This is a genomic window from Rhodococcus sp. TAF43, from assembly GCF_052113525.1.
Taxonomy (GTDB): domain Bacteria; phylum Actinomycetota; class Actinomycetes; order Mycobacteriales; family Mycobacteriaceae; genus Prescottella.
On record NZ_JBFRDL010000021.1, the window covers coordinates 57,530 to 71,702 of the forward strand.

A 14,173-nucleotide genomic window follows, 5' to 3' on the forward strand; every position below is an offset into this window, starting at 1 on the left:
GTCGATGTTCGTCATTGCAACAACGATACGTCGGTCCGCCGCGACGGAGCGAGTGACGATTTCGTGTCGATCCCGGTCAACTCACCACTGCGGTCCCGCGACCACCAGGAACACGACGCCGGCCGTCACACCCAACGCCCCGCTGAGGGCTCCGAACAACGCCTCGAGCGACTTCGGTTCGTCGTCCTCGACATCCACGGCACGGGACGCGGCCACACCGGTGACGATCGCACCGATGCCGAGCAGGATGCCCAGACCGAACGTCCAGAATGTGATGACGGACAGGGCCCCGAGCGCGAGCGACATGTCGCTGCCCGCTCGGCGCAGGACCGCCCCGACGGACGCGAGCGGCGATGCGGGACGGCGTTCAGGCCGGGAATCGGGGGCGGGAGTGGGCTCGGGAGCGGAATCGGGCGAACGGTCAGCGACGACGGACATGGTGGAGCGGTACTTTCTCGAGCGAAGGACAGAGGTTGCGAGGGGCGTGGGGACCGCAGACCTAATCGGTACGGGAACCGTGCCCCGTACCGATTCGCGCCGACGGTGGTGTCAGGTGCCGTCGGCCCTAGGTGTCTCCCGTCCTGTCGCCCGCCCCCGCCTCGATGGTCCGTGGAGTGTCGGATCCCAGGCGGGTGACCTCGATCCGTCGCGGCTTCGCGCGCTCGGCAACCGGGATCATGACCGTGAGGACACCATTTTCGTAACTGGCAGAGACCTTTTCGGCATCCACGTCGTCGCCGAGAGAGAGCTGACGACGGTACGTTCCGCTGAACCGCTCGGACGCGAGCCACTGGACGTTCTCCTCCGAGGGCGCGCTGCGGTGCGCCGTGAGGGTCATCGTCCCGTTCTCGATGTTGACGTCGACCGAGCCGGGATCGACACCGGGCAGGTCTGCATGGAGGACGTAGTGATCGTCGACTCGGTAGAGGTCCATCGGCATGAACCGCGGTACGCGCGTGCTACCCATCGGGTTGGAGAGAAGGCTTCGAGTCAGTGCATCAATATCCGAGAAGGGATCGAAGCGCAGCACAGCAACACACCTCCTGAGCATCTCCGGTGCCCGCCACCCGACGGGCAGCCGATCAACTGTGCATTACCAAAATTAGCACTCCCACCCGATGAGTGCCAATCGTTTGTTCGGTCGATCGCAGCAGGGCCCGGAGGGCTACTTCCCTCGCCGAAACAGCTTGTTACCCAGCCACACCACAGGGTCGTACCGCTTGTCGGCGACGCGTTCCTTCATCGGGATCAGCGCGTTGTCGGTGATGTGGATGTTCTCCGGACACACATCGGTGCAGCATTTGGTGATGTTGCACAGCCCCAGCCCGAACTCGGACTGGGCGGCGTCGCGGCGATCCGCGGTGTCGAGGGGGTGCATCTCGAGCTCGGCGATCCGCATCAGGTAGCGCGGGCCGGCGAACGCCTCCTTGTTCTCCTCGTGGTCCCGCACGACATGACACGTGTTCTGACACAGGAAGCACTCGATGCACTTGCGGAACTCCTGAGACCGCTCGACGTCCACCTGCTTCATCCGGTACTCGCCCGGCGCCAGACCGGGCGGCGGCGTGAACGACGGGATCTCGCGCGCCTTGGTGTAGTTGAACGACACGTCGGTGACGAGATCGCGGATGACGGGGAAGGAACGCATCGGGGTGACGGTCACGACCTCGTTCTCGCCGAACGTCGACATCCGGGTCATGCACATCAGCCGTGGTTGACCGTTGATCTCCGCTGAGCACGACCCGCACTTGCCGGCCTTGCAGTTCCAGCGCACCGCCAGATCCGAGGACTGCGTCGCCTGGATGCGGTGGATGATGTCGAGGACCACCTCGCCCTCGTTGACCTCCACCGTGTAGTCGCACAGGTCCCCGCCCGACGCGTCGCCGCGCCACACCCGGAACTTCGCGTCGTAGCCCATGTCAGGTCGCCCTTCCCGGATGCCCTTCGAGCTCGGCATCCGTGTAGTACTTCCCCAGCTCGTCGATCTCGAAGAGCGCCAACAGATCCGGACGCATCGGCGTCTGCTCCTCGCGCGTGACGATCACGTCGGGGATCGCGACGTCGCCGCCGAGTGCCGGATCGCCGGGCACCGTGCTGCAGACCAGCAGTGTCGACCGCCACTGCGGGTCCATCGACGGGTAGTCGTCGCGCGTGTGCCCGCCGCGACTCTCGGTCCGCATGAGGGCGGCGCGCGCGACGCACTCGCTCACCAGCACCATGTTCAGCAGATCCAACGCCAGGTGCCACCCCGGGTTGAACTGGCGGTGGCCCTCGACCGTCACCCCACCGACGCGAGACTTGATGTCGTCGAGCCTCGCGACGGCCCGCTCCACCTCCTCCTCGTTGCGAATGATGCCGACCAGGTCGTTCATGGTCTGCTGCAACTCGGTGTGCAGGGTGTAGGGGTTCTCCCCGAGCCCCTCCGCGGGCGGGTCGAACGGCGCGAGGGCCGCGGCCGCCGCGGCCACGACATCCGATTCGGTGACCGCAGGACGGGTCTCGAGGGACTGGACGTAGTCGGCCGCCCCGAGCCCGGCCCGCCGACCGAAGACCAGCAGGTCCGACAGCGAGTTTCCGCCGAGCCGGTTCGATCCGTGCATGCCCCCGGAGCATTCTCCGGCAGCGAAAAGGCCGGGCACCGTGGATGATCCGGTATCGGGATCGACTTCGATGCCGCCCATCACGTAGTGACAGGTGGGACCGACCTCCATCTGCTCCTTCGTGATGTCGACGTCGGCGAGTTCCTTGAACTGATGGTGCATCGACGGCAGCCGCCGCACGATCTCGTCCGCCGGCATCCGGGACGCGATGTCGAGGTACACGCCACCGTGCGGGGTGGACCGTCCGGCCTTGACCTCGGAGTTGATCGCCCGCGCCACCTCGTCACGCGGCAGCAGGTCGGGTGTACGACGGTTGTTGTCCGGATCGTCGTACCACTTGTCGGCCTCCTCCGCGGTCTCCGCGTACTGACCTTTGAACACCGCGGGGATGTAGGAGAACATGAACCGCTCGCCGTCCGAGTTCTTCAGCACCCCGCCGTCGCCGCGGACGCCCTCGGTGACGAGGATGCCCTTCACGCTGGGCGGCCACACCATGCCCGTCGGGTGGAACTGGACGAACTCCATGTTGATCAGGTTCGCCCCGGTCCGCAGCGCCAACGCGTGGCCGTCGCCGGTGTACTCCCACGAGTTCGACGTGACCTTGAACGACTTGCCGATTCCGCCGGTCGCCATGACGATCGCGGGGGCGTCGAACAGCACGAACCGCCCCGACTCGCGCCAGTACCCGAAGGCGCCGGCGATCCGGTCGCCGTCCTTGAGGAGTTCGGTGATCGTGCACTCGGCGAAGACCTTCACACGCGCCTCGTAGTCACCGGTCTCCGCGAAGTCCTCCTGCTGCAGCGAGACGATCTTCTGCTGCATCGTGCGGATCAGTTCGAGCCCGGTGCGGTCCCCCACGTGCGCCAGGCGCGGATAGGTGTGCCCACCGAAGTTGCGCTGGCTGATCCGGCCGTCCGGGGTGCGGTCGAACAACGCGCCGTAGGTCTCGAGTTCCCACACCCGATCCGGCGCCYCCCGCGCATGCAGTTCGGCCATCCGCCAGTTGTTGAGGAACTTGCCGCCACGCATGGTGTCGCCGAAGTGGACCTGCCAACTGTCCTTGGAGTTCGCGTTGCCCATCGCGGCGGCGCAGCCGCCCTCCGCCATGACGGTGTGAGCCTTCCCGAACAGCGACTTGCACACCACGGCCACCGACAGGCCCCGTTCGCGCGCCTCGATGACCGCCCGCAGCCCGGCGCCGCCGGCGCCGATCACCACCACGTCGTACTTGTGCCGCTCCACCTCTGCCACGAATTCCCCCTCCGGCTGGAATCGCTCGTGCCCGTCGAGCCCGTCAGTTGATGAGACGCAGGTCGGAGATGGTGCCGCTCGCGACCAGCATGATGTAGAAGTCGGTGATGATCAGGGTCGCCAGCGTTGTCCACGCCAACTGCATGTGGCGGGTGTTGAGCTTGCTCACCCACGTCCACAGCCGATAGCGGACCGGGTGTGCCGAGAAGTGCTTGAGCCGGCCGCCGGTGACGTGGCGGCACGAGTGGCACGACAGGGTGTACGCCCACAGCAGGATCACGTTGACCGTGATGATCAGGCTGCCCAGGCCGAGGCCGAAGCTGCCGTTGGGGCCCTCGTACGCCCGCACCGCGTCGTACGTGTTGACCAGTGACACCACCAACGCGACGTAGAAGAAGTAGCGGTGGGCGTTCTGCACGATCAACGGCAGCCGCGTCTCCCCGGTGTAGGTGGCGTGGGGCTCGGCCACCGCGCAGGCAGGCGGCGCCAACCAGATCGACCGGTAGTAGGCCTTGCGGTAGTAGTAGCAGGTGAGACGGAAACCGAGCAGAAACGGCAGCACCAGGAAGCCGAGCGGAATCCACATCGGCAGCTCGCCGACCCAGGTGCCGAAATGACTCGCACCCGGCACACACGACTCGCTGATGCACGGCGAGTAGAACGGCGTCAGGTAGTGGTAGTCGTCCACCCAGTACGCGGTCCGCACGAACGAGCGGACCGTCGCGTACACGACGAAGACCGCGAGCCCGAGCGTCGTGAGCAGCGGCGCCAGCCACCACCGGTCGGTGCGCAACGTGCGCGCACCGATGCCCGCCCGAGCCGGCGATGGTGCACCGATCTCGGTCACGCGGGGCGCCCTCACGCGTTCTCGTGCGGGTTGCCGCCAAGGCCTTCGTCGTCGGCCCCCTGCCACAGCGAACGGTCGTAGGGCGTGTCCGGCACCTGTACGCGCTCGGTGCCCGCCCCGACCGTGGGCCGCGGAGGCGATTCGGTGAGGTCGTGGGCGTCGATGTCGAGACGATCGACGTCGTTGGCCAGCCGGCGCACGGCCGACGCGTCGCCGTAGACGTCACGCCGCGACCCGACGCACTCCCGCAGATGGCCGATCGTGCGCTGCAGATCCATCACTTCGGTGGTGGTCATCGGTACCTCCGAGAAGCTTCGAAAAGCAGTGTTCGAATCCTCGGCCGATCGGAGCGGTACCAGGACTGTCGGTCCGCCGCCCGATCTGCCTACTCGATGTGATGGCACTCACAGTACGTGAAGCGTCGCCGCGTCGCCGCGAATTACCCCGACGGCACCGGGCCGTCGGAATTCCCCAGCACAGCGGGGCGCCTGGCCACGACAGCGAAGTTGAGAGGAATCCGCGGCGCTCCGGGTCGCAGCTCCCACCCGCGCCGACACGGGACGAGATCGTCGAACGCGGGCCAGTCCATGTACGGCAGCTCGACCAGGGATTCGATCGTCAAGCCGGCCTCCAGGAGGGAGCCGACGACTTCGCCGAGGTCGTGACGCCACTCGTAGTTCGTCACATGCGCGATCTGCCCGGCCGAATCCTCGGTGTACGTTCCCGAGTCGTCGTAGGTGCGGTGACCACCCCCGCCGAGATAGTCGTCGACGATCTCCCACGGCTCGTGGTCCATCGACCCGAGAATCGGATGGTCGTCGCGAATCATGAACACGCCTCCCGGTTCGAGGAGGTCGTGGATCGACTGGGCCCACGTCGCCAATTCCGGCAGCCACACGATCGTGCCGGCACTCGTGACGACGGTTGCGAACCGGCGGTCGATCAGGGTCGACGCATACCGGGCGTCGCCTTCCACCCAGCGGATGTCACGCCCGTCGGCGGCCGCGATCCGCGCCGCGTGGTCCAGGGAGTTCGGCGACAGATCGAGTCCGTGCACGTCCACGGCGCCGAGCCGCGCCCACGAGATCGTGTCGGTGCCGATGTGACACTGCAGGTGCAGCAGACTGCGGCCGCGCACCCCCGAGTCCGGCAGGTGGGGCGCAAGCACCGAAAGATCGTTCACAACGACTTGCGAGATCGTCCCCGGATCGGCGAGGAAGCCCTCGATGTCGTACATCTTCGATCGCGCGTGGACGTCCGCCCGGTCGTTCCAGTTCGCCCGGTTGGAGGCGATAGCCTCTGTGTCCTCTGTGGCCTCTGTGGCCTCTGTGGTCTGCACGACCCGTCCTCCCGTATGCGTACGCGTATGTCGACTCGACCGTGTCTAGCACGGACATATGCGTCCGGCGCAGCGATTTTCTGCGCCTCGGGCCGTCGGATCGGGTTGTTCAGCCGATCGAGGCGGCGAGCCATTCGGGGTCGAACCAGCCCGGCGCGGCACTCGCGAATCGAGCCTCGTCGAGACGCCCACTCCCCTCCGGGATGCGCCCGACCAGTGCGGCCCCCGTCACGGTCGGCAGATCCTCGAGATTGCAGCGCATCGCGAGATCGGGTTCGACGGGCCACGATCCGACGACGAAGCCCGAGCACTTCACGCCCGCCGCGGCCAGCGATTCGGCCGTCAACGCACAGTGGTTGAGCGTGCCCAATCCGGGCGCAGCCACCACGACGACAGGCGCATCCAGGTCGGCGGCGACGTCGCGCACCGTGAAGCCGTCCGCGCCCAGACGCACCAGCAGTCCCCCGGCGCCCTCGACGATCGTCACGTCGTACGTGGCATCCAGTTCGCGCACGACGGCCACGACATCGGACCGGGTGAGCATCGGCATGCCACTGCGCCGGGCCGCCGTGTCCGGGGCGAGCGGTTCGGGATACCGGGCGAGTTCGACCGTCGCCGTCACACCGCTCAGCCGCGTGACCTCCGCCAGATCGCCCGGCTCGTCCGCCGTGACACCCGTCTGCGCCGGCTTGCACACCGCGACCGATCGGCCCGCTGCCCGAAGCGCGGCCACGAGCGCCGCGGTGACGATCGTCTTGCCGACGTCCGTCGAGGTACCGGACACAACGAGCACGCTCACGCCGACACTCCCACGCGATTGCCCGAAAGCACCTCGGCGAGAATACTTTCGATCCGTTCCATCTCGTCGGCATCGATCGTCGCGCGCGCGGTCAGGCGCAGCCGCGACGTGCCCTCGGGCACCGACGGCGGTCGGAAACAGCCCACGTGCAGCCCCCGTTCCCGGCACGCGACCGCCGCAGTGAACGCCACCTCCGGATCCCCGAGGATCACCGAGACCACGGCCGATGCCGGATCTGTTACCCCGGTGATGCGCGCCAGGTCGCGGGCCCGGTCGAGCACCGCGGATGCGCGCTCCGGCTCCCGGATCAGCACGGCCAGCGCGGCACGTGCGGCCCCGACCGCGGCGGGCGCGAGGCCGGTGTCGAAGATGAACGTGCGCGCCGTGTCGACCAGGTGTGCACGCACCTTCTCCGACGCCAGCACCACGCCACCCTGGCTGGCCAGCGACTTCGACAGGGTCGCCGTGACCACGACGTCGGGCTCCCCCGCCAGTCCGACCTCGTGGACGAGGCCGCGGCCGCCCGACCCGCGGACGCCGAGCCCGTGGGCCTCGTCGACCAGCAGCACCGCGCCGTGCTCGCGGCACACACGGTGCATCGCGGCGAGCGGCGCAAGGTCGCCGTCCGCGCTGAAAACCGAGTCGGTGAGCACCAGCGCGCGTTCCTCGGCGCGTTCGGCCAGCGCGCGGCGGAGGAACTCGATGTCGGCATGCGGTGCCACCACGACCCGGGAGCGGGACAACCGGCACGCGTCGACCAGCGAGGCATGGCAGCCCGCATCGGACACGATCAGCGCGCCGGGCCCCGAGAGTGCTGTGACGGCACCGAGATTCGCGGCGTAGCCGCTCGCGAAGACCAGGCCGGCCTCGGCGCCGACGAACTCGGCGAGTTCACGTTCGAGCAGTTCGTGATCCGACGTCGTGCCCGTCACCAGCCGCGATCCGGTCGCGCCACCGCCCCAGCGACGGACCGCGTCGACGGCGCCGTCGATCACCTCGGGGTGCCGGACGAGACCCAGGTAGTCGTTGGAGGCGAGGTCGATCACCGAGTCGGACGCGCCGCGTGCCCGCAGCTCGCGACGCAGACCGGCCGCCCGCCGATCACGTTCGACGTCGTCCAGCCAGCTCAGCGCATTGCCCTCGGTACCCACCCGAAGCACGATACAAGCCCACTTGAACAGCGTTCAAGTGGGCTTGCGGTCAGGCCGCCTGGCTTCGCGCGGCCGCCACCATGCCGGTGGTGAGCCGGTCCAGATCCTCGGCGGTACAGATGTAGGGCGGCATCGCGTAGATCAGATTCCGGAACGGGCGCAGCCACACCCCCGCCCCGACAGCGGCGTCGGTCGCGGTCTGCATGTCGACCGGTTCGGCCAACTCGATCACCCCGATGCCGCCGAGCACCCGGACGTCGACGACACCGGGAATGTCCCGCGCGGGTGCCAGCCCGCGTTCGAGCCCCTCGTTCAGCGCCGCGACCTCGGCCCGCCAGTCGCGCGAGAGCAGCAACTCCACCGCCGCGACCGCGACCGCACAGGCCATCGGGTTCCCCATGAACGTCGGGCCGTGCATGATCCCGCCGCCCTCGCCTGCGCTGATCGTCTCGGCCACCTCGGTGGTGCACAGCGTCGCGGCGAGCGTGAGATAGCCGCCGGTGAGGGCCTTGCCGACACACATCACGTCGGGCGCGATCCCCGCGTGGTCGGCGGCGAACAGCTCGCCGGTGCGACCGAATCCGGTGGCGATCTCGTCGAACACCAGCAGCAGATCGTGCTCGTCGCACATGCGGCGCAACTCGCGGAGGTAGTGCGGGTGGTGGAACCGCATGCCCCCCGCCCCCTGCACGACGGGCTCGACGATGATCGCCGCCAACTCGTCGCGGTGTTCGATCACGAGCCGCTCGAACTCCGCGACGTACGCGGCGTCGTACTCGCGCGGCGGCGCGGGCGCGAACACCTGCCGGGCCAGCACGTCCGTCCACATCGAGTGCATGCCCCCGTCCGGGTCGCACACGCTCATCGGCGCGAACGTGTCCCCGTGGTAGCCGCCCCGCCACGTCAGCAGCCGGTGCTTCTCCGGTCGCCCCTGGGCACGCCAGTACTGCAGGCACATCTTCACGGCGACCTCCACCGACACCGAGCCGGAGTCGGCGAGGAACACCTTCTCCAGACCGGCGGGTGTGATCTCGACCAGCAACTCCGCGAGACGTGCGGCCGGCGCGTGGGTGAGCCCGCCGAACATGACATGACTCATCCGGCCGAGCTGATCGGTGACCGCGGCATCGAGGACCGGATTGCGATACCCGTGCACCGCGGACCACCACGAGCTCATACCGTCGACCAGTTCGGTGCCGTCCGCGAGGGTGAGGCGAGCGCCCTCCGCGGACTCGACGACCAGGGGGGCCGTCGACGCGGGAAACGCCCCGTAGGGATGCCACAGGTGTTCGGTGTCGATCGCGACGATCCGCTCGGAAGACATGCGCAAGGAGTTCACGGCGCTCGACTGTATGTGCTCGGGCGCGACGGTCGACGCGGCAGGTATTTTGGGGACGTCGCCGCCGCGACCGTTCCGCGGCAATCCGGGATTCCTCCCGCGCCGCCTCGAAAGGATCGCGTGTCAGTCCGCTCCACCGCCCCGACCCTCGGTGGCCCCTCGGGCTCCGAAAGCCGCATTCGCCCAGTTCACCGCCGTGATCTCGACGGTCTCCGGGGCCTCGCGATCGGGCTGGTGGTCGTCTACCACGTGTGGTTCGGACGGGTCTCCGGCGGCGTCGACATCTTCCTGGCGCTGTCCGGGTTCTTCTTCGTCGGGTCGCTGCTGCGGGTCGCGGAGGGTCCGTCTCGACTCGATCCACGCCCCGTCGTGGGGCGAATCACTCGACGACTCGGACCACCCCTCGTCGTGGTGCTCGCGGCGACGGTCGCGTTCACCGTCTGGGTCCATCCGGCGACGTTGTGGTTCGACATCGCGCGGCAGACGACCGCCTCGCTGACGTTCCTCCAGAACTGGCACCTCGCCGACACCGCGAGCGACTACCTGGCCGCCGACCCGTCGGTGAGCCCGTTGCAGCACCTGTGGTCGATCTCCGTGCAGGGCCAGTTCTACCTCGCCGCGATCGTTGTCGTGTTCGCGGTCGCGTGGCTGTTGCGGGCCCGCGGGTTGCCCGTCCGCGGGCCGCTCGCGGTCGTCCTCGCGGCCCTGGCCGCCGCGTCCCTGATCTATGCGACGACCAGCGAACTGCCGCAGACGTGGCTGTATTACGACACCGCCGCGCGGATGTGGGAACTGCTCGCCGGCGGTGTGCTGGCGTGCGTCGCACCGTGGATCCGGGTGCCGCGCGGGTGGCGGATCGCGCTGTCCGTCACCGGCCTGGCGATCGTTCTCGGCTGCGGCATGGTGCTCGACGGACGCAGCGAGTTCCCCGGACCGTGGGCGCTGGTCCCGGTCGGCGCCGCGCTCGCCTTCATCGTCGCGGGCGCGCAACCGGCGGACGATGCTCGCGCGAATCCGGTCTCGAACCTGCTCGCCTCCCGACCGCTGCTACGTCTCGGCACCGTCGCGTACGCGCTGTACCTGTGGCACTGGCCGATCCTCATCGGCTATCTGGTGATCGCCGATCGCCCGTCGGCGAGCGTCGCCGGCGGGGCCATCGTGATCGCGGTGTCGCTGGTCCTCGCGGAACTGACGACCCGACTGGTCGAGACCCCGATCCGTAGGACCGCCGATCGCGGAGCGACACGGTCGGCGCTCGTCGCGGCCGTCGCGGCGCTCGCGGTGATCGTGGGTGCCGCATCGGTGACCTGGACACACTTCGTCGACCGCCGGACAACGCAATGGGCCCAGCAGGGACCACTCGATCCGGTCACCTACCCGGGTGCGGCCGCGCTCACGTCCGGCGCCGACGTCGTGACGGCGCGCGAGCAGCCGTCCCGGTTCGTCGCGCACGCCGACCTGCCGCCGACCACGGGCGACGGATGCATGTCGCAGTCCGGCCAGATCGAGGCCCTCACCTGCACGTACGGCGACGTCGATGCCGAGCGGAGTATCGCGGTGATCGGCGGATCGCACGCCGAGCACTGGATTCCGGCCCTGGACATCCTCGCCCGGGAGCACCGTTTCCGTCTGGAAACGTTCCTGAAGGTGGGCTGCCCCGCCCTGCTGCCCGTCGGCCCCGACTACCCGATCGGCGAGTGCGAGGAGTGGACGTTCGGGGTGGTCGACGCCCTCACGGAGATGCGCCCCGACTACGTCTTCAGCACCTCGACCCGGCCCCGCCCCGGCGAGCCCGGCGACTACACCCCTGAGACGTACGTCGCGCTCTGGCAGGAACTGGCGACCCGGGATCTGCCCGTGATCGCGCTGCGCGACACGCCATGGCTCGAGGAGGACGGCGTCAGCTACCGGGCGGCGGACTGCCTCGCCCGACGTGGGGGCAACGCAGACTCGTGCGGCATCGACCGTGCGGAGGTCCTCGAGCCCGTCGACCCGGCGCAGGCCGCCGCGGCGTACCTGCCGACCGTCCAGCTACTCGACCTGTCCGACGCCGTGTGCAGGACCGACCGATGCCGCGTGGTCGAGGGCAACATCCTGGTCTACCGCGACGACGACCACCTGACCGCGACCTACGTGCGCACCCTCGCGCCCGAACTGGGCAACCGCCTCGGCCCCGCCACCGGGTGGTGGTGACGGGGCCGCAGGCGCGGGCTCAGTGCGCCACCGGGCACTTACCGGCGTAGTCCACCTGGAGTTCCTTGATCCCGTTGATCCACCCGGACCGCAGCCGCCGCGGGTCACCGAGTTTGGTGATGTCCGGCATGTGGTCGGCGATCGCGTTGAACATCAACTCGATCTCCATTCGCGCCAGGTTCGCCCCGATGCAATAGTGCGCCCCGGTGCCACCGAAGCTCAGGTGGTCGTTGTCGGCTCGCGTGATGTCGAACTGCGTGGGGTTCTCGAACACGTCCTCGTCGAAGTTGGCGGACGAGTAGAACATGACGACGCGGTCGCCCTTGCGGATCTGCTGACCACCGAGTTCGTTGTCGGACAACGCAGTTCGCTGGAATCCGACGACCGGCGTGGCCCAGCGGATGATCTCGTCGACCGCCGTGGCCGGACGCTCCCGTCGGTACAACTCCCACTGGTCGGGGTTGTCCATGAACGCCATGATCCCGTGCGTGATCGCGTTGCGCGTGGTCTCGTTGCCCGCGACGGCGAGCAGCAGCACGAAGAACCCGAATTCCTCGGAAGCCAGGGCGTCGCCGTCGATGTCGGCCTCGACGAGCGTGGTGACGATGTCCTGCGCGGGACACTTGCGCCTCTCCTCCGCCATCGCATACGAGTAGGCGAGAATCTCCGCGGACGCCGTCGCCGATTCCTGCGCGAACTCGGGATCGTCGTAGCCCATCATCTGGTTCGACCAGTCGAAGATCTTGTGGCGGTCCTCCTGCGGCACACCGATCAACTCCGCGATGGCCTGCAGGGGCAGCTCGCATGCGACCTGTTCGACGAAGTCGCCGGCGCCGGCGGCGACCGCCTGCTGGACGATCTGTTCCGCCCGCGCCTTCAACGCCGGACGCAGACTCTGGACGGCACGCGGGGTGAAACCACGAGCGATGATCTTGCGGAGCTTGGTGTGATCGGGCGCATCCTTGTTGATCAACAGGTGCCGCATCATCTCGACGGTCTCGCGGGGCATGTCGTCGCCGAAGCGGGCGATCGCCGTGTTCTCCCACGTCGAGAACACCTCGCCGTTGCGCGAGACCTCCTTGACGTCGGCGTGCCGGGACACCGCCCAGTAGCCGGCGTCTGGGTACCCGCCCTTCGTCGGCGGCTGCTCCACCCACCAGACCGGAGCCGACTTCCGGAGTGCCGCGAACTCCTCGATCGGCAACCGGGTCTCGTACACATCGGGATCCGTGAAGTCGAATCCTTCGGGGATGCCGGGAACCGCCACGTCGTACTCCTTCGCTCGGGGATATCGCCGACCACGTCTTCCGTCGTCGTGACGATCGTCACACGGAACGGTGCGATCTCGCTTGGCCGATCTGCCCAGTCCAGCGCGGACCTTTTGTGCGACCCGCACATCCCGACATTTGTGCGACCCGCACATCCCGGCGCACAGCGGGTCAGCCCCCGAAGGTGTCGAAGCAAGCCAACGCCAGTTCGAGTTCGAGGTGCCGCCCCGTCAGGTCGCGCCCGAGCGTGGCCTCCACCTGCTGGATCCGGTACCGCACCGTGTTCTTGTGGACACCGAGCCTGCGGGCCGCGGCTTCATGGTTACCTCGGCAGGCCAACACTTCACGCAGCGTGTCCCGGAGACGCTCCGCGGTGGCATCCTCACCCCGCAGGCCCCCGAGTTCCCGCTCGACGAGTGCCCGCATCGACTCCGGATCCGCCGACAGCATCGACACCACCTCGACGTCGCGGTACCGCGTGACGGTCGCACGACGGCGACCGGACTCGGCGATCCGTTGCGCCGCAATCGCTTCCCGGTGGCTGCGACGGAATCCGTCGATCCCGGCGGCCGGCTCGCCCAGCGCGAGCCGCACCCCCTTCGGCACCGACAGCGGATCGACCGTCCACGGATCAGCGTCACCGTCGTCGGTGGCGATCCACGCCCACACCCCGTGCGCCCCGGAGGGCACCGACAGACTACGACGTGCCCCGGCCAGACGCGCCACGACCGGTTCGAGGGATCCACCGGACGATGTGGATTCATCCGCCCACAGCACGACCGCGATGTGCGCCCGCTGCAGCGGATACCCGAGCCTGGCCGACGCCTGCGTCTGGTCTCCGCCGCCGTCGAGGATCTCCCGCACCGCCGTCATCCGGTACGCAAAGGCGCCCTGCAGCAGACGTTCACGCTCCTGCGAGTAGGTGACCGCAAGCTCGTCGAGCATTGAACTGAGCAGTTCGCCGGTCTGCGACCACATCGTGGTCAGCACCTGGATCTTGAAATCGGGATCCAACGACTCCTGCTCGATCAGCGCCGACGTGAAGCCCAGCATCGCGCGGTGGCCGGCGTGGTAGATCCGCGAGAGCACCCGCAGTTCCAGTCCCCGCTGTGCCACTGTGCGTGCCAGCGCGTGGGTCGCCTCGGACACCGGCGCCGCAGCCGGCCCGTCGGCCAGCGGGCCGCTGGCCTCGAGGAATGCTCCGAACTGACCGCGGATGGCGGAGCGCAGATCCCGCTCCAGTTCCGCGTCCGACGCCAGTTCCGGCACATCCGCGGCGAACGACTCCTCGAGGAATGCGAGGAAGGCACTCAGATGCTCGCTCGTCAACGTCGTAGTGATGTAGTCCCGCAACCACAGATCGGCACGCGTGTCGTCTCCCACGCG

Annotated in this window: 13 protein-coding genes; 1 reads left to right on the top strand and 12 read right to left on the bottom strand. The window is 68.4% G+C overall.

The annotated features are described in order from the left end of the window. Positions 1 to 81 precede the first annotated feature (81 nt). From AB4Z09_RS14975 to AB4Z09_RS15020, 10 genes are all read right to left on the bottom strand, one after another. Positions 82 to 438, bottom strand: a complete 357-nt coding sequence (locus AB4Z09_RS14975; RefSeq protein WP_174910808.1) for a hypothetical protein — start codon at positions 436 to 438, stop codon at positions 82 to 84. A 127-nt stretch (positions 439 to 565) separates the two neighbouring features. Continuing rightward, complete coding sequence (locus AB4Z09_RS14980) at positions 566 to 1,030, bottom strand: Hsp20/alpha crystallin family protein (protein WP_114719362.1); 465 nt, start codon at positions 1,028 to 1,030, stop codon at positions 566 to 568. A gap of 135 nt (positions 1,031 to 1,165) precedes the next feature. Then, the gene (locus tag AB4Z09_RS14985; RefSeq protein ID WP_114719361.1) at positions 1,166 to 1,918 is read right to left on the bottom strand and encodes a succinate dehydrogenase/fumarate reductase iron-sulfur subunit; all 753 of its coding nucleotides are present in this window, start codon (positions 1,916 to 1,918) and stop codon (positions 1,166 to 1,168) included. 1 nt (position 1,919) lies between these two features. Further along, positions 1,920 to 3,851 carry a fumarate reductase/succinate dehydrogenase flavoprotein subunit gene (locus tag AB4Z09_RS14990; protein ID WP_442240087.1) on the bottom strand — a complete coding sequence of 644 codons (1,932 nt, stop codon included), beginning with the start codon at positions 3,849 to 3,851 and terminating at the stop codon, positions 1,920 to 1,922. A gap of 43 nt (positions 3,852 to 3,894) precedes the next feature. Beyond that, positions 3,895 to 4,698, bottom strand: coding sequence for a hypothetical protein (locus tag AB4Z09_RS14995; RefSeq protein ID WP_254622534.1), 804 nt, complete (start codon positions 4,696 to 4,698; stop codon positions 3,895 to 3,897). Between the two features lie 11 nt (positions 4,699 to 4,709). Then, positions 4,710 to 4,994 carry a hypothetical protein gene (locus tag AB4Z09_RS15000; protein ID WP_442240088.1) on the bottom strand — a complete coding sequence of 95 codons (285 nt, stop codon included), beginning with the start codon at positions 4,992 to 4,994 and terminating at the stop codon, positions 4,710 to 4,712. Positions 4,995 to 5,137: 143 nt separating this feature from the next. Beyond that, on the bottom strand, positions 5,138 to 6,037 hold the full coding sequence (locus tag AB4Z09_RS15005; RefSeq protein ID WP_442240089.1) for a class I SAM-dependent methyltransferase: 900 nt from the start codon (positions 6,035 to 6,037) through the stop codon (positions 5,138 to 5,140). Between the two features lie 109 nt (positions 6,038 to 6,146). Continuing rightward, positions 6,147 to 6,836 carry a dethiobiotin synthase gene (gene bioD / locus AB4Z09_RS15010; RefSeq protein ID WP_174910820.1) on the bottom strand — a complete coding sequence of 230 codons (690 nt, stop codon included), beginning with the start codon at positions 6,834 to 6,836 and terminating at the stop codon, positions 6,147 to 6,149. Beyond that, complete coding sequence (locus tag AB4Z09_RS15015) at positions 6,833 to 7,999, bottom strand: 8-amino-7-oxononanoate synthase (RefSeq protein ID WP_114719355.1); 1,167 nt, start codon at positions 7,997 to 7,999, stop codon at positions 6,833 to 6,835. The genes bioD and AB4Z09_RS15015 overlap by 4 nt, the downstream gene beginning before the upstream one ends. Before the next feature lie 37 nt (positions 8,000 to 8,036). Next, positions 8,037 to 9,311 (bottom strand): adenosylmethionine--8-amino-7-oxononanoate transaminase, encoded by a 1,275-nt coding sequence (locus AB4Z09_RS15020; RefSeq protein WP_397484385.1) that lies wholly within the window; start codon positions 9,309 to 9,311, stop codon positions 8,037 to 8,039. Between the two features lie 135 nt (positions 9,312 to 9,446). On the opposite strand from AB4Z09_RS15020, the gene AB4Z09_RS15025 reads away from it, so the two are divergent. Next, a complete protein-coding gene (locus tag AB4Z09_RS15025) occupies positions 9,447 to 11,519 on the top strand; it encodes an acyltransferase family protein (RefSeq protein ID WP_174910823.1) in 2,073 nt (690 codons plus the stop codon). A 19-nt stretch (positions 11,520 to 11,538) separates the two neighbouring features. Here the strand turns inward: AB4Z09_RS15025 and AB4Z09_RS15030 are convergent, their stop codons facing one another. Together AB4Z09_RS15030 and AB4Z09_RS15035 are read right to left on the bottom strand one after the other, a co-directional pair. After that, a complete protein-coding gene (locus AB4Z09_RS15030) occupies positions 11,539 to 12,786 on the bottom strand; it encodes a cytochrome P450 (RefSeq protein WP_174910826.1) in 1,248 nt (415 codons plus the stop codon). A 172-nt stretch (positions 12,787 to 12,958) separates the two neighbouring features. Beyond that, the gene (locus AB4Z09_RS15035; protein WP_254622535.1) at positions 12,959 to 14,170 is read right to left on the bottom strand and encodes a PucR family transcriptional regulator; all 1,212 of its coding nucleotides are present in this window, start codon (positions 14,168 to 14,170) and stop codon (positions 12,959 to 12,961) included. Positions 14,171 to 14,173: the final 3 nt, after the last annotated feature.